Annotated in this window: 14 protein-coding genes; all 14 read right to left on the reverse strand. The window is 41.1% G+C overall.

The window, feature by feature from the left end; genetic code table 11:
* Positions 1–602: 602 nt before the first annotated feature.
* The 14 genes from thrS to P5G49_RS07300 all read right to left on the reverse strand — a co-directional run bounded on the left by thrS (position 603) and on the right by P5G49_RS07300 (position 17,049).
* Complete coding sequence (thrS, locus tag P5G49_RS07235) at positions 603–2,540, reverse strand: threonine--tRNA ligase (RefSeq protein ID WP_301242815.1); 1,938 nt, start codon at positions 2,538–2,540, stop codon at positions 603–605.
* Positions 2,541–2,888: 348 nt separating this feature from the next.
* Positions 2,889–3,833, reverse strand: a complete 945-nt coding sequence (dnaI, locus tag P5G49_RS07240; protein ID WP_301242816.1) for a primosomal protein DnaI — start codon at positions 3,831–3,833, stop codon at positions 2,889–2,891.
* Positions 3,834–3,835: 2 nt separating this feature from the next.
* Entirely contained in the window at positions 3,836–5,194 is a 1,359-nt protein-coding gene (locus P5G49_RS07245) for a replication initiation and membrane attachment family protein (RefSeq protein WP_301242817.1), read from the reverse strand.
* 32 nt (positions 5,195–5,226) lie between these two features.
* Positions 5,227–5,691: a transcriptional regulator NrdR gene (gene nrdR / locus P5G49_RS07250; RefSeq protein WP_301242818.1), complete on the reverse strand. Its 465-nt coding sequence runs from the start codon at positions 5,689–5,691 to the stop codon at positions 5,227–5,229.
* Positions 5,692–5,865: 174 nt separating this feature from the next.
* Positions 5,866–6,876 (reverse strand): glyceraldehyde-3-phosphate dehydrogenase, encoded by a 1,011-nt coding sequence (locus P5G49_RS07255; RefSeq protein WP_301242819.1) that lies wholly within the window; start codon positions 6,874–6,876, stop codon positions 5,866–5,868.
* A 126-nt stretch (positions 6,877–7,002) separates the two neighbouring features.
* Entirely contained in the window at positions 7,003–7,608 is a 606-nt protein-coding gene (gene coaE / locus P5G49_RS07260; RefSeq protein ID WP_363322164.1) for a dephospho-CoA kinase, read from the reverse strand.
* Between the two features lie 6 nt (positions 7,609–7,614).
* The gene (mutM, locus tag P5G49_RS07265; RefSeq protein WP_301242820.1) at positions 7,615–8,487 is read right to left on the reverse strand and encodes a bifunctional DNA-formamidopyrimidine glycosylase/DNA-(apurinic or apyrimidinic site) lyase; all 873 of its coding nucleotides are present in this window, start codon (positions 8,485–8,487) and stop codon (positions 7,615–7,617) included.
* A 9-nt stretch (positions 8,488–8,496) separates the two neighbouring features.
* A complete protein-coding gene (gene polA, locus P5G49_RS07270) occupies positions 8,497–11,121 on the reverse strand; it encodes a DNA polymerase I (RefSeq protein WP_301242821.1) in 2,625 nt (874 codons plus the stop codon).
* 83 nt (positions 11,122–11,204) lie between these two features.
* Complete coding sequence (gene hflC / locus P5G49_RS07275) at positions 11,205–12,206, reverse strand: protease modulator HflC (RefSeq protein ID WP_301242822.1); 1,002 nt, start codon at positions 12,204–12,206, stop codon at positions 11,205–11,207.
* Entirely contained in the window at positions 12,206–13,174 is a 969-nt protein-coding gene (hflK, locus tag P5G49_RS07280) for an FtsH protease activity modulator HflK (protein ID WP_301242823.1), read from the reverse strand. The genes hflC and hflK overlap by 1 nt, the downstream gene beginning before the upstream one ends.
* An 84-nt stretch (positions 13,175–13,258) precedes the next feature.
* Positions 13,259–14,659: a two-component system histidine kinase PnpS gene (gene pnpS, locus P5G49_RS07285; protein WP_301242824.1), complete on the reverse strand. Its 1,401-nt coding sequence runs from the start codon at positions 14,657–14,659 to the stop codon at positions 13,259–13,261.
* Positions 14,659–15,363 carry a response regulator transcription factor gene (locus tag P5G49_RS07290; protein WP_301242855.1) on the reverse strand — a complete coding sequence of 235 codons (705 nt, stop codon included), beginning with the start codon at positions 15,361–15,363 and terminating at the stop codon, positions 14,659–14,661. Before P5G49_RS07290 ends, pnpS begins: the two co-directional genes overlap by 1 nt.
* Positions 15,364–15,406: 43 nt before the next feature.
* Positions 15,407–15,880 (reverse strand): MaoC/PaaZ C-terminal domain-containing protein, encoded by a 474-nt coding sequence (locus tag P5G49_RS07295; protein ID WP_301242856.1) that lies wholly within the window; start codon positions 15,878–15,880, stop codon positions 15,407–15,409.
* Between the two features lie 542 nt (positions 15,881–16,422).
* Positions 16,423–17,049 carry an SMI1/KNR4 family protein gene (locus tag P5G49_RS07300; protein WP_301242825.1) on the reverse strand — a complete coding sequence of 209 codons (627 nt, stop codon included), beginning with the start codon at positions 17,047–17,049 and terminating at the stop codon, positions 16,423–16,425.
* Between the last annotated feature and the right edge of the window lie 97 nt (positions 17,050–17,146).

Raw genomic sequence — 17,146 nt, forward strand, 5'->3', positions numbered from 1 at the left:
TTGGGTACACCGTCCAGCATTCCGACGGTCCCATAGTTCATTCGTTTTATAAGAGCCGGACAATAAAAAAAGTAGACAAAAGTGACTTTTGTCTACCCGCTTATGTGTACGCGCAAATGTAAGCGCGGCACGTTCACTCATGTGCTGACCTGTCAACAACGTAATGCGTCGATCAGGTGAGAAGCGGGCAGCTCCTTCTTATACCACAAACTGTATTCATTAACCTTAATAAGTCTATCATCTTATTTATTCATTGTCAACAAGAAAATTAAACTGTTGATTTCCGCTACGGGCGGACGCTTTCCGGGGGGCGGGCGGTGAGCCTCCTCGGTCGCTGCGCGACACTGCGGGGTCTCACCTGTCCCGCTAATCCCCTCGGAGTCGCCGCCCTGCGCTTCAATCAACGGAAAGTATTAATATTTAGTATCTCTGTTTATAAAAAAGCTACCGAAAAACGCATAATACGATTAAAAAGCTTATAAATCGTTGTAGAGACGCATAAATGCTACTTTAATAATAATTTTTAAGTGCTTTTATTTGTTTAAGGGCATTTAGCGCGATTTTGGGTATTGATTTACTTTTCACTTGCCTGCGTCCACGGATTATTGTTCGTGGGAAACGTCTGCTTGTATTAGTTTTAAGAAGTCTGCGAATGGCATGCTTTCGGATTTTTGTTCGCCGTATTTTCTTACGTTTACTTCACCGGATTCGACTTCTTTGTCACCAAGGACTAACATATACGGGATTTTTTGAACTTGGGCTTCACGAATTTTATATCCGATTTTTTCGTCGCGGCTGTCAAGGTCAACACGGAAACCTGATGCTACTAGTTTCTCACGTACTTCATTTGCATAGTCGAAGTGGGCTTCAGGTGAGACCGGGATGACTTCAACTTGGACTGGTGCAAGCCATGTCGGGAATGCCCCTTTGTATTCTTCGATCAGGAATGCTACGAAACGTTCCATCGTTGATACTACGCCTCTGTGGATAACGACAGGGCGATGTTGTTTGCCGTCCTCTCCGACGTATGTGAGGTCGAAACGTTCAGGAAGAAGGAAGTCGAGTTGGACAGTCGATAATGTCTCTTCCATACCAATTGCAGTTTTCACTTGTACATCAAGTTTTGGACCGTAGAATGCAGCTTCTCCGTCGGCTTCTACGTATGGAAGACCAGATTCGTCCATTGTTTCTTTCAACATGCTTTGTGCGCGTTCCCACATTTCGTCATCGTCAAAGTATTTTTCAGTGTCTTCCGGATCTCTATAGGAAAGACGGAAGGAATAATCCTTAATACCGAAATCTTTATAAACATCGATGATGAGTTGAACTACACGTTTGAACTCTTCCTTGATTTGGTCAGGACGGACGAAAATGTGAGCATCATTAAGAGTCATTCCACGGACACGTTGTAGCCCGGAAAGTGCTCCTGACATTTCATAGCGGTGCATAGTGCCTAACTCAGCGATACGAATCGGTAAGTTCCTGTAGGAGTGAATACCGTTTTTGTAAATCATCATATGGTGCGGGCAGTTCATCGGACGAAGTACCAGGTCTTCATTGTCCATGCTCATTACCGGGAACATGCCGTCTTGATAGTGGCCCCAGTGTCCTGAAGTTTTATAAAGATCTACACTTCCCAATACTGGTGTGTAAACATGGTCATAACCAAGTTTCACTTCTTTGTCTACGATATATCTTTCGATGATGCGGCGAATTGTAGCACCCTTTGGCAACCAAAGTGGAAGTCCTTGGCCTACTTTTTGGGAGTTTGTGAATAAATTCAGCTCTTTCCCGATTTTACGGTGGTCACGTTCTTTCGCTTCTTCCAACATACGAAGATGCTCTTGAAGCTCTTCCTTTTTAAAGAATGCTGTTCCGTATATACGTTGCAACATTTTATTTTTGGAATCCCCGCGCCAATATGCACCTGCGATGCTTAGAAGTTTGAATTCCTTCAGCTTGCCTGTTGATGGGACGTGTACGCCACGGCATAGGTCGAAAAATTCGCCTTGCTCATAGATAGATACTTGCTCGCCTTCAGGGATTGCTTCCAAAAGCTCGATTTTATACGGGTCTTCAATTTCATTGAAACGTTTTTCTGCTTCTTCGCGGGATACTTCGACACGCGTTACTGGTAGGTTTTCACCGATGATGCGTTTCATCTCTTTCTCAAGTTCAGGCAAATCCTCAGCTGTGATTGGTGTCGGTGAATCGATATCATAGTAGAAACCGCTGTCGATTACTGGACCAATTCCTAATTTCGCGTCAGGGAATTTACGTTTGACTGCCTGTGCAAGTAAATGGGCTGTACTGTGACGTAGAATTTCGAGTGCTTCTGGAGATTGTGGTGTGATGATTGCAATATCTCCATCTTCATTAATCGGTGTTTTCAGATCGATTAACTTGTCGCCGATTTTACCTGCTAATGCGCTTTTACGTAGTCCTGGACTGATAGAGCCTGCTACTTCTTCAGTTGTTGTGCCTGTTGGAAATTCCTTTATCGCACCATCTGGAAATTTAAGTTGAATATTTTCTGCCATTGCCAACACTCCTCAATTTATTTTTTTACACAAAAAAGCCCCATCCCAATAAAGGGACGAGGCTGTTGCTCGTGGTTCCACCCTTCTTCCTTCTATCCAGTCATACAAAAATAACTGGAAAGATGAAGCTCGAAACGGCTAACGGGCCGGGTCCGTCATCGGTTACTTGAAGGTTCGCCGATGCTGCTCCAAGGTGGTAAACCGATCATCTTCACTTCAGGGCTTCCAGCCAAACGACCCTGTTCTCTGGTAGTGGATTAATCGATTCATGTCCTCTTCTACACATTTCGAATATAATATCCATTAGTATAAGGAATGTTTAAGAAATTTGCAAGTGGATAAATCATCTTACATGTTTCTTCTATTTTTCCCTTTCAACTGGATAGGTTTGGAAACTGTTTTAATGCGTTCCATAATACGTGCTGCTTTGACCTCTTCCTGCTCGCCACGTTGAGTGTACGTCAAATGGTGCTGCAGTTCATCGTAGTTGAAATTGGATGTGAAGAATGTCGGTAGTTTTTCCGCCATACGGTATTGTAAGATCGCTCCTAACACTTCATCACGCGCCCAAGCGGACATTGATTCCGCCCCAAAATCGTCCAACATAAGGACGTTTGCTTTTTTCACAAAGTCAATTTTTTCATTTAACGTCTGATCCTGGATTGATTGCTTCATTTCCCTTAGGAATTCAGGGAGATAGACGACAACAGTCCGTATGCGAAGATTGGCAAGCTCATTTGCGATCGCGCCTAAAATAAAGGACTTTCCTGTCCCGAAAGGACCGTGAATGTAAAGGCCCCTTTCGGGTAACTTTCCCGTTTCGCTAATTTCGCCAAAGAATTGTGCTGCGGCCTCAGCAACAATATACCTGCTTCTATCGTGTTCGAGATCCACATTATTCAGTCGTGCTTCCATGACATCCTTCGGCATGTACATACTATCGATCATGTTGGATACATTTCGACGTTCATCGTCGACAAGTTTATTCGGACATTTTACGTAGTCGAGATCGATGTATCCTTGACTCATTACAAGTTTCGGCTCGAAGCCTTTCATTACATTGACACACCCTTCGATATTCGGGCATTTCTCGCAATGATGGGAAGCCGTTGTATATTCATATAACTTCCCTAAACTTTTATCAACGACTGCCTTGTCGATTTGATTCGAATGATCGGAGATGAACTGTTGGACGCCTGGGGACTCCATTACTTCATTCCTTAATTGTTCATATCTCGCTGTTAGGCCCGAAGCGTTGAACACACGCTTCATTGTATTTCCGATTCTCTCCAACTTTATTTCACCCCGCTTGATATTGCATTAAGTCTCTCCTGCAGCAGTCGCTTGCGTTCTTCGTCAATTGAAGGATCAACATCAGATGCCGGTTGCTGATCGTTTTCTTCATCTTTTTGATAAAACCATTCTGGAACTTTCTCAATCCTTGTCGGTTTCCTTGATGGTGATTTCTTACTTCCTTCATTTTGCCATTTAATGTACTGGTCATGTTCTTTCCGCGAAATTTCCATCGCTTCTTTTGCCGTTCCAATTTTCTTATTTGCCCAATGAGATGCGATTCTTTCCGCATAATTCTTTGTGATTTTGCCGTCATTGCGAATAATTATATAGTGCAGTAACACATTTACTACACCAACTGGGAATCCGTGGACGGTAACAAGTCTTTCGGCAAGTTCCACGTCTACAGGTAGCGGTTCATTTCCAGTGTAGTCTTTCAGCATTTCTCGAGGAGCCGTATTTTCCATATAGAAAATGAATTTATCTTCACGTGATTTCGGCTCCTTGCTTGGTACAGCTATTTCTTTCGTAAAGACTTTTTCAATCGTTGGAACAGTTTGTGAAATATTCGTCTTATAATAATCCACAGCGGCTTTTCGGACTCTGCTTTCAGGTAGCCTTAAGTTTTCGTCTAACGCCATCATGACAACTTTTTGCATATCAATCGGTGTTAGGGAGTAGAGAAAAGCCAACTTCTGTATCAATTCCTTAGGTACTGATGCAAGAGAAGATTTCGGCACCATCTGTTCCGAGAGACCGGCATGCAGCAGATTAAAATCGAAATCGGAATAGGCGAATTGAATTCCAGTCGATTCATTCCGTCCTTGAATTTCGCTATTCTCATCTGTCTGTTCTATTGCTCCAGGACGTATAGGTTTGTAAACATCTAGGAAGGTCCGGGATACTTCTTTATAATTATCATCTAATAAATTTTCGTTCAAAAAACGATTCCTCAATCCACGGTATGCTTGTTCCCCAATTTTACTGAAGAGGAAAGTTGATAATAGTGGATCATCGAAGAAAGATTTTGCATCCATTGGTGCTAGTAGTTCGTACACGAAAGAGCGGTCATCGCCTTCTTGCTTGCAGTATGTACGCAGCAATCCGATCGCTTCGAGTGAGATTCTTGCTTCAAAAACTTGTCCCAATGGCATTGTTAATAAATTCATTAAATAATAGTGGTTGAATTCCGTTTCTTTTTCTCGTTCAGCATCTGCCCAAAAAGACATGAAGAGACTCATTGCATGCGGACCGATCAACGGTTGGTAGAACAATGTGAGGAGTTGCCGGTCATAATCCGAAAACGGACTTGCCATCTTTAGTTTGAATGTGTCTACTGGTTGAAGTTCTTGATAAAGCATATTGGCGGAACCCCCCCTTTCATCCTTTTAGATCAATTTCCATCTTTTTTATTTTGTAGATTTTGCAGTTCTTCTATAAAAACTGTTATGTCCTTATATTGGCGGTAGACAGATGCGAATCGAACATATGCGACTTCATCAACATCGGCCAATTTCCCCATCACCATTTCACCGACGTCCTCGGAATTGATCTCAACAACCCCAGAACTTCTTAATTCTTTTTCTATTAAATAAACAATATTTTTTAACGCTTCTAATTCGACAGGTCTTTTTTCACAAGCTCTAATTAGCCCTCTAAGCAGTTTTTCTCCATTGAACTCTTCCCGCGTCCCATCTTTTTTTACGACGATAAGCGGCATTTCCTCCACTTTCTCAAAAGTCGTGAACCGAAAAGCGCATTTTTCGCATTCACGGCGTCTTCGAATGGATCGATTCTCCTCAGCCGGTCTGGAATCGATTACCCGTGTGCCATTGTAATGACAAGCTGGACATATCATTTCGTTTTCCTCCGAATTTCCGTATAGTATATTGATTATAACAGAAGTTTGTCGAAAAAATCGAAAGGGAATCGAAAGAAATTGCTGATATGACGTTTTCACCATTAAGAAGGAAAAAAGCCGCTCAAGTCATGCATTGACTTGAGCGGCTTTTCATTACATTTATTAATTTAATTAAGCGTTAAGTGCATTAGCAACTTTTTGAGTTAATTCGACAACACGTGCAGAATAACCCCATTCGTTGTCGTACCATGCAAGAACTTTCACCTTGCGGTCACCCATGACGATTGTAGACAATCCATCAATTGTTGCAGATTCAGTCGTTGTATTGAAGTCAACGGAGACTAAAGGTTCAGTAGTAAAACGAAGAATTCCTGCAAGTGCGCCGTTTGCCGCCTCTTTGAATGCTTCATTCACTTCTTCAACGGTTACGTCTCTCTGTACATCTACAACTAAGTCGACTAACGAAACGTTAGGAGTAGGAACTCGAAGTGCCATACCGTGGATTTTCCCTTCAAGCTCAGGCAATACGAGCGATAACGCTTTTGCAGCACCTGTTGAAGTTGGGATAATCGACTGAGCACATGCACGTGCACGGCGAAGATCCTTATGCGGATTATCCAAATTCTTTTGGTCATTCGTGTAAGCATGTACAGTTGTCATCAATCCGTTTTCAATACCAAACGTATCATTGAGAACTTTCGCAACAGGAGCAAGACAGTTTGTCGTGCAGCTTGCATTCGAAATGACATCGTGCTTCTCAATATCAAGCTTATCGTCATTCACACCCAAAACAATGGTGATATCTTCATTTTTACCAGGTGCTGTTAAAATTACTTTTTTAGCACCTGCTTCAAGATGAAGGGCTGCTTTCTTACGTGAGTTAAAAACTCCAGTTGCTTCAATTACGATATCGACACCAAGGTCTTTCCATGGCAATTTAGATGGGTCGCGTTCTGCTATTAATTGGACACGTTTACCATTAACAATCAGAGCATCTTCCTCTACAATGACTTCCCCGTCAAATATTCCATGATTTGTGTCATACTTAATCAGATGGGCCAAGGTTTCAGCCGGATACGATGCGTTTACTGCAACTACATTCACGTCGTCCTTCGAGATAATTTGGCGGAAAACCATACGTCCAATTCTCCCAAATCCATTTATCGCTATAGAAGTAGTCATGTACTATATCCCCCTGCTTAATGTTATACTTTATATCTTTTATCCGTTAATTAGTATAGCACATTTTACATGGGTGAAAAGAGTTTGTGAACCAATTGACAATGTTCCACTTTTCAGAGAATACAATCACGGCAATGCATGCCATTTCGCTAATATTACATCAAGTTGTCGTTCCGTTTCTTCGAGAGTATCGTTATTATTAATTACCGCGTCCGCACCTTCTTCTTTTTCAGTGATTGGGAGTTGGGAATTGATTCGCGCATCTGCTTCCTCACCGGAAAGACTATTTCTTGCGATTAAACGCTCTCGTTGAATGGCAGGTGTTGCAGTAACGACAATGATCTTTTCGACATAGGATTCAAGCTTACTTTCAAATAGTAAGGGAATATCCATAATAACAGTATTAAACCCTTTCTCCAGCCATGATTCCTTTTGCCGGATCATTTCTTGGCGAACAGCCGGGTGCATGATTTCATTAAGTTTTTTGCGTTGGCTTTTATCTTTGAATATAAGGCTTCCTAACTTTTCACGGTTCAGCCTTCCATTCTGATCAATAACATCTTCTCCGAAAACATCAGCTATTTTATCTAAAACAATACTTCCCGGTTCTACAACCTGTCTCGATATCTCATCCGCATCGACGACCGGGTAGCCTTTTTCTTTCAACATACGCGAAACGGTGCTTTTACCGGTAGCAATGCTTCCTGTCAAACCGATGATCATCGGAGTCATCCTTTCTCACCTTTGGCATTTTGGACAATAGACGGAAGTTCTTCCGGCTATCTTCATGCTTTTTGTTGAACTTCCACAATGACTACAAACTTTTTTCCCATACATTTTAAGACGAGTTTGCATCGTTCCAGCTTCACCATTAATGTTTCGATAATCAGAAATGGAGCTTCCGCCTGCATCAATGCTTTCCTGCAGAACATTAACAATTACGTTAAATAATTCCCTTTTCCTTTTTTCGCTTATCCGTTCGGTTGTTCTATTGGGATGTATTTTCATTTTGAAAAGGGCCTCGGTGGCGTAAATATTTCCGCACCCTGATATAATATGCCCGTCCATAATTACTTCTTTGATAGGTTTCCGGGCATATTTCGGTGTTGAAGCCATTGCGAGAAAATGATCGATCGCCTCTCTTGAGAAAGGCTCTGGTGCCATTTTCAATAATGGAGAGTAGTCCTCTTCCTTACCTAACAGACGTAATTCTCCAAACCTGCGTATATCTGAATAGACAAGCATACCGCCATCATCCATCGTAAAAATGACATGGATATGGTTTTTGAACTTCCGTTCTACCACTTCATCCAATGAATTTACGACAAACCATGCTCCTGACATTCCCAAATGGCTGACTAACAAATGGGGCTGACCTGCTTTTTCCAAATGGAAATAAATATATTTACTTCTTCTTGTAACATCAATAATCGTCATATCCGAAAGTTCTTCAATAAAATCCTCAAGTGTTTTTCCTTTGACAATGGCTTCTTTACCCAATTCCTTTGAACTTCTAATCACTTCAGAAACCTTCACTTCAGAAATGGTACGACCTTTTGACGCAGGTGCCAATTCACGAACAACACCTTCAACTTCAGGTAGTTCCGGCATACAAATTCCTCACTTCGTTTCATACCAGGATAGTCCGTATGCCCACTCGACTTTCAGTGGAACGTCAAGTGTTAATGCGGATTCCATCACTTCAGGTACAATTTGCTTCAATTTTTCTATTTCATCTTCAGGAGCTTCAAATATCAATTCGTCATGTACTTGTAGCAGCATTCGTGTTTGAAGACCTTCTTCTTTCAATCTTGCATCCATGTCAATCATTGCTTTTTTTATGATGTCTGCGGCTGTTCCTTGTATCGGTGTATTCATCGCCGTTCTTTCAGCAAAACTTCTTAGATTAAAATTGGAGCTTGTTATGTCAGGTAAATACCTTCTTCTGTTCATCATTGTAACGACATAACCTTTCAATTTTGCATCCGATACAATGTCTTCCATGTATTGTTTAACGCCAGGGAACGTCGCCAAATACGTATCGATGAATTTCCCTGCTTCTTTACGGGTTATATTCAGACTTTGAGATAGGCCATAGTCACTTATTCCATAGACAATACCAAAATTGACTGCCTTCGCCGTCCTTCGCATATCCGAAGAAACTCCGTCCTTGTCGACACCAAACACGTCCATTGCTGTTTTTGTATGAATATCCTCATCTTCCCGGAACGCGGAAATCATTTTCTCGTCTTGCGACATATGGGCTAACACTCGTAGTTCGATTTGCGAGTAATCCGCTGCAAACATTACCCACCCCGGTTCGGATGGAACGAATGCCGCCCTTATTTTCCGCCCTTCCTCCAAACGGATTGGGATATTTTGCAGATTTGGGTTGATTGAGCTCAACCGACCTGTTTGGGTCAAAGCCTGCTGAAAACGAGTATGAATTTTACCATCTTCATGTATTTCCTTCGTAAGTCCTTCAATATAAGTCGAATTCAATTTTCCAAGCTGTCTATACGTCAGGATAAAACTTATGATTTCGTGTTCGCTTTCAAGTTTCTCCAACACGTCTGCAGCAGTGGAATAACCTGTCTTCGTTTTCTTGATTGGCGTTAAACCAATTTTTTCGAACAAAATCTCACCAAGTTGCTTCGGTGAATTAATGTTGAACTTTTGTCCCGCCATTTCATAGATAATCGATTCCAATTCTAAAAGCCTTGCGGATAATTCAATTCCAATTTGCCTTAAAATGCCTAAATCCGTCTTGACTCCCGTAGTTTCCATCTTTCCAAGGATTTGAGCTAAAGGCATTTCAAGCTCCCGGTACAACCCGAACTGTTCATTATCACGTAACTTGCCTTCCAATGCAGGCTTTAATTTCCATACGGCTTGTGCTTTCCTGCCTGCATGGTCCGCAAGTATTTTTTCTTCCGGCAATGCTTTTTTAGCGCCTTTTCCATAAATGACTTCGTCGGATTGAATGTCGGAGTAGTTGAATTCCTTCGCAACTGAAGCGACATCCGTGTACGTCGAAGAAGGGTTTGCAATATAGGTCGCCAGTAATAGGTCAAATTCGATGCCATTCACTTCAATGCCATGCCGAAGCAGAGAAGCATACGATGCCTTGGAATCAGTTGTGAACTTCTTCTTCTGTTCATCCTGCAACCAGTTTTTCAATTTATCCGATTTGATGACAACTTCAAACGGGATAAAAATGATGTTGTCACCGTCGGTCATGCCGATACCAGAAATCTCCGATGCTAAATAATTCTCATCCATCATTTCGACATGTAGTGCCATTTCCTCCGCAAGTTCAATGGATTCAGGATCATTTATGATCCGAACATCGATTTCCTCAATAGGTCTACTGTCAGTTTCCGGTGACATTTTTTCAAGCAACGTTTTGAATTGTAATTCTTCATAAATAGCTTTCACATTTTCCTCAGAAGGTCCAGGATAACTCAAATTACCAATCGAAATCGTGATTGGAGCATCTACATCAATCGTAGCAAGTTTTTTACTCATGTACGCTAGCTCTTCATTTTCCGTCAAATTCTCTTTCAGTTTTTTTCCGGAAACCTTATCCAATGATTCATAAACTTTTTCGACTGAACCGTATTCCTTTAATAGTTTAATCGCAGTTTTTTCTCCAACGCCTGGGACTCCGGGAATATTGTCTGAAGGGTCTCCCATAAGACCTTTCATATCAATGATTTGAGATGGTGTAAGTCCATACTTGTCCATAACATGAGCAGGTGTATACTTTTCAAGGTCAGTTATCCCTTTTCGTGTAATGCATACTGTTGTTTTATCGCTTGCAAGTTGTGTTAAGTCCTTATCACCCGAAATGACGACAACTTCCATGCCTTCTGCGTCCCCTGTCTTGCTCAATGTTCCGATAATGTCATCGGCTTCGTACTGATCAAGTTCGTATTGCGAGATTTGAAATGCATCAAGTAATTTCCGTAAATACGGGAATTGCTCAGATAGTTCAGGTGGTGTCTTTTGGCGACCGCCTTTATATTCGCTGAATGTTGAATGCCTGAACGTTGTTTTACCTGCATCCCAAGCGACAAGTATATGTGTCGGTTTTTCTTCTTCCAAAATGTTTTGCAGCATCATTGTGAATCCATAGATAGCGTTTGTATGGATTCCCGTATCATTTGTTAATAATGGCAAAGCAAAAAATGCCCGATATGCCAAGCTATTCCCGTCCAAAAGCACAATTTTCTCTTTCGACAAATCCGCTCACTCCCTTGATAAAAAAACGTCATCTTCCTTTATTCTACCATGATGGTTCGAATAAATGAAAATGACGTCTTCTGTTATTCCAAGTATCCTGTCAATATCTTCGCGTATGGCGAGTTAGCAGGCATGATGATCATTGTGTCGTTGCCGATCGTGCGGGAATACGACTGTAGAGTTCGGTAGAGATTGTAGAACTCGGGATCCTTGGAGAAGGCATCGTTGTAGATTCTTGCCGCCTCTGCCTCTCCCTCAGCATGGATGATTGCTGCTTCTTTTTGAGCTGTCGCCAATAATTCTTGTACTTCGCGGTCCGTTTCCGCTTCAATCTTTTGCTTTTCTGCATCTCCCTCAGATAAGTAGGCCTGTGCAGTCGATTCCCGTTCGGAGATCATCCTTGTGTAGATAGAATGCTCGTTTTCTTCCGGCAGATCGATTCGTTTCATCCGGACATCAATTACTTCAATTCCGTAATTCCCTTCGTCAAGGAACTGATTCACTTTTTCTGCGACACGGTCATTTAAACTTCCTCGCTCTGAGTTCTCATCATTAACAACATCAACGTAATTCAACTGACCCATTTCATTACGGATAACGGAGTAGATGAACTCTTCCATTCTGGATTCTGCATTGATGATATTACGAGCGTTGGAAATCATTTTTCTTGCATCCGTAATTTTCCAAACGGCATAGTTATCGATAATGATCCGTTTTTTGTCTTTTGTAGTGATTTCAGCCTCAGAGACGTTATAGATCATTTGGTTTTTCGGTAATGTCGATACAGTTTGAATGAATGGGATTTTCATATTTAGCCCTGGATCTTTAATGATTCTTGTAATCTCTCCAAATTGCCGTACAACCCGGTATTCGTCTTCCTTCACGATAAAAGTGTTCGCTATAAGGATGACAGCAATCGCGAAGATTATTGTAATACCAATTGCTGACTTTACATATTTCTTCGTATTGAATGGGCGTTTCGGTTTGATGACATTAGTCGGTTCAGGCCCTTTGTTCTGTTTAGCCCGTTGTCGTTCCATAAACTTCTCTTCTATGCTTTTAAATGGATTATTTTCATTTGACATCAGTTTCCGCCCCCTTCCGTATTCTGACTAACCGGTGGTGGTGTTTGATTTTCCAGTTGTTGCAATGGCAGATACTTCAACGTTTCTCCATCGTCATTCATAATATAGATTTTAGCCTTTGGTAATACTTGTTCTAACGTTTCGATGATTAAACGTTGGCGGGTAATCGCTACATTTTTCGAGTATTCTGCATGAAGATCGTTAAAGAGAGCGACATCTCCAAGGGCCTGCTCAATACGGGCTGTTTTTTGACCCAAGGCACGTGATTGAATCGCATTCTTTTCCCCAATTGCTTCGTTTTCTCGTTTGTTTTTATACTTTTGAGCTTCGTTAATTTTCGTGTTTTTAGTTTCCCTTGCGTCTGTTACGGCAGTAAAAGCAGCCCTAACTTCAGCGTTTGGAAGCTCAACATCTTGCAATTTGACACCTTGAATTGCAATTCCAATGTCATAATTTCCAACAAGAGTAGTTAGCAATTCCCGTGTTTTCCCTTCTATTTCTGCCTTCCCATCCGTTAACGCGGCATCAATTGTCGAACTTCCGATTACGGAACGAATTGAAGCAGAAGTAGCATCATGCAGGATTTGCTCCGGTTTTTGGGAATTAAATAAGAACTTTTGTGGATCCGTAATTTTCCATTGAACTACGAGATCCGCTAGGACGATATATTCATCCCCCGTGATCATTTTCGTTTCTTTGTCAAAAGAGACAAGTTCCCCACTTGCATCTTGTTTGTATCCAAACTGAAGACTGAAGGTTTCTTTTGAAAGCTTTTCTACATGCTGGATTGGCCACGGAAGTTTAAAATGCAATCCTGATTCGGTTACGGGTGTATCCGCCTTTCCGAAAGTAATAACAACAGCTTGCTCGGACTCATCCACAGTATACCAAGTAGTAAAAGCGATAACGACTAGTAAAATTCCTGCGATAATTAAGCCTGCAGCTATCGATGCTCGGCGTGTGCTCATATTTGTAATTCCCCTTTCTCTTATGTATCTACTAATCATACGGACTTGTTTGCAATAAGTTTCAAAAAAAAAAAAGAAACCGCGTTATGCGGCTCTTTTAGGAAGTGTAACTGTAAATTCTGTACCAACGCCCAATTCACTTTTTACCGCAACTTTCCCACCATGTGCTTCAATCAGATGTTTAACAATGGCTAAACCAAGTCCAGTACCACCCGACTCCCTACTCCGTGCACGGTCAACTCTGTAAAAACGTTCAAACAGTCTTGATAGTTTATCTTGCTCGATTCCAATTCCTTCGTCCTTAACTTGAATAATGACATGATCATTCGTCTCCGATGTCGTAACATAAATTTTAGTCCGTTCTTTGGAATAATTAATGGAATTTGCCAACAAATTAACCATTACCTGGATAAGACGATCTTTATCAGCTTCTAAACTGATCCCTGTCTGACCTTGTAGAATGATATCCATTCCCTTGTTCTCAAGTGGACCAGAGATAATTTTCAATGCATCATTAACTACATCTGAAATGGACACTAACCTATTTTGTAATTGAAAGCCCACTCTTTCAATTTGCGACAGTTCCAATAAGTCATCGATCAGCAATTTAAGTCGATCACTTTCCTTATGAATGATTTCTAGAAAATCCTTTGATATTCGCGGATCATTCATAGCACCATCCAACAATGTTTCCGCAAAGCCTTTAATGGAAGTGATGGGGGTTCGTAATTCATGTGATACATTCGCAACGAAATCTTTGCGAATTTCTTCAAGTTGCACTAACTTCGTTATATCATGGAGTACTACGATAATACCAAGCCAATTGCCATGTCGACCGATAACTGGTGCTCCATACCCATTGAAAAATGCCCCGCCGCTCCTTATTTGACGTTCCGTAACTTTTTCAGTCAGGAACACATCCTCTATCAAGTTTTTGATTTCGTCGGGAATATTTATTTCTTTTACAGTCTTTCCAATCAAACTATCGCTTGGCAAACCAAATGTCTTTTCAAATACGCCATTCAGCATATTAACTGTACCTTCCCGGCCGAAAATCAAGAGTCCGCTCCCCATACTCTCAATTAAGGTTTTTAATCGTTCTTTTTCCATCGTCCGTAAAATCGATGTTTCCTGCAAGTTCCTGGCAATTTGATTTAAAGCAACACCTAACTCATTGTCGCTCCCAAGTTCCTCAATTGAAGTCCTTGCCAAATAATCCCCTTTAGCTAGTTTTAACGCTGTTCTCGTAACTAAGTCAATTGGATTCGTGTATTGGCGAATGACACGGGACGCTATAAAAATGGCAATGAAAAATATAATTGAAAGGATAACAGCAAGGAAAAGCCAATACTTTCGCTCAACTTCTGATGTGATTTGCTGATCAATCAGATTAAAAAACTGGCCAAGGACAATCCCCAGACCAGTCAATAAAATAAAGAAAATGACGGCGAAGGCAACTAAAAGTCGATAATAATAGGTTTTCATTAGACTTTTTGCTCCTCGAATTTATACCCGATTCCTCTAACCGTTTTAATGAAAACAGGTTTTCTTGTATTTTCTTCAATTTTTTCTCTTAGGTGACTAACATGCACATCAACAATCCGTGTATCTCCCACAAAGTCATAATTCCAAACTGCGCTTAATAATTGCTCGCGAGTAAGTACACGGTTTTTATTTTGCATGAAGTAGAGAAGCAGTTCAAATTCTTTCGGAGTAAACTCCAATGCTTGGTCACCCAGATAAACCTCATACTGCACGGGATGGACGGTTAGTGGACCCGACTTGATGATCTCGTCATCAACCATCTCCACTTCTGTTCTTTCTTGACTTCGACGCAGGACAGCCTTCACACGCGCAATAACCTCGCGAGGACTAAACGGCTTTGTCATATAATCATCTGCACCGATTTCCAAGCCTAAAACCTTATCTGGCTCCTCACCTTTCGCCGTGAGCATAATAATCGGAGTATTGATATTACGATGTCTAAGGGTTTTGCAAACTTCAATGCCATCCATCTTCGGCAACATAATATCAAGTAATATCAAATCAGGTTTTTCCTCTTCAACTTTCAAGATAGCTTCGGCTCCATCCACCGCCATAATGGTTTCAAAATTGGATTGTTTAAGATTATATTCGAGCAACGTACGAATTGGCTGCTCGTCATCTACAATCAGTATCTTGCTTACGATACTCGTCTCCCCCTAACAAATTTTTATTTGCTCATCATGAAATTTAAAAATTATCCATAGCCCGAGCAGTGAGATTTTTCTCTTGGGAAGGAGGTATCACTGTTACAGTTCCGGAAATAACTGTTTGCTCATTCTCATTTGTAGCTACTATCTTAATAATTATTGAATTTTTTTCGTTTTCAACTTGTATTACTTCGAAAAGGAATTCAATCGTTTCATAATGAAACACAGGGTATGGGAATAGTAAATGCTGTTCTGTTATATGGGAGCCCGGTCCTGGCAAGTATTTCGATATTGCAGAAGTGACGAAACCGGTTAACATGATCGATGGAACTACTGGTTTTTCGAATTTTGTTTGTGAAGCGTAATCATGTTGTATGTATAGCGGGTTTGCGTCATTCGTTAAGCCAAGGTAGAGGAGAAGATCTTTGTCTTCTATTTTCTCGGTTAGCTTCAGTTTCTCACCAACGTCTATTTTGTCGATTTCCCTACCGATACGCCTCTTTTTCCCTAATATCAACCTTTTTTCCTCCTTCATTTATAGAGCAATGATAGTTGTTATAGAAAGTGTATCAATTTTCACTTGGAAAGGGCAAGCGACTTGGCTAAAGCACACACGGCAAACTGTTGCTTTCCGTTTCAGGCGGACGCTTTCCGCGGGCATGGCTTCAGTCTCCTCACTTCGCTACGCTTCGTTGCGGGGTCTTCAGCTCATGCTATTCCCGCAGGAGTCGCCGCCTTCCACTTCAAGCAACGGAGTCACAATTAAATATAGTATTCTATTTCACGTATTAACAATGAAAAGATCGTGAACTGTGCCTACTTCTACGTATCATCCTTACAATCCGCAAGATAAAACCAGCGGAGAATTTACAGCAATGTCCCTGGTTTTTGAAGATCTGAACAGCAAATAAGCGACGGCATTATAGAAACGGGTTCGGTTGATGGAGAAAAAAATTAAAACGTAACACAATTAACAACCGAATTAGCGTATGATTCGCCACAGAATTGAGGGTAGAAAAAGCAAGAATAGGATTTGACCCATTCTCGCATTTTATTCTAATCATCATAAAAGCATAAATTAACCAGCTTTTCCCGCTCCCAATGATCAGGGACAAGTATTTGGAAGGTCGATACCATCATTTCATCTTCTTTGTCTTTGTTACCTTCCCAGAATATCTCTAACCACTTCTCGAAACTTTCAACTACTTTTACAATCTTAAGAGCGGATTGTGCAACATAGCCTAACCTGTAATCGATTGCATTTTCCTCACATATAAAAACCCAATGATCATTACTTATATCGCCTTGATCACACATAGTAAGAGAAATGAGTCGATTCGATTCTACAAATTCATATTCATCACTATCTAAAACCTGTACATGATTAGGAATGTTTGGGATAATCCTCTCCACTTTGCCAATCTGTCCAGGGAGGACATCTGGACCAACTCCTCCAATGGGTTCCCAACCTAAAAGAATAATCCCATTAGAAAATTCCATTAAAAATCCCTTGAAAGAAGGTGGGAATCGAAAGCCAAGTTTTTCTTCGTGAGCGCTAATCATCTCTTCTGTTGCTACCTCACGCCGATCACCATATGCAAATCTACCTCCGAAACGTTCACTGCTGAACTCTTTGTTAGGATATCGTTCTTTGTATTCCTTAATGAACTCTTTGACTTTCATATTCTAACTCCATCCATTATTAATAATATTTTCTCGGTATAGCTGCACTGGGCCAATTAAAAAAAGGTGGCGATCACCACCCCTTTAATTATTTTTT

It is taken from the genome of Sporosarcina highlanderae (assembly GCF_030433715.1).
GTDB lineage: Bacteria > Bacillota > Bacilli > Bacillales_A > Planococcaceae > Sporosarcina > Sporosarcina highlanderae.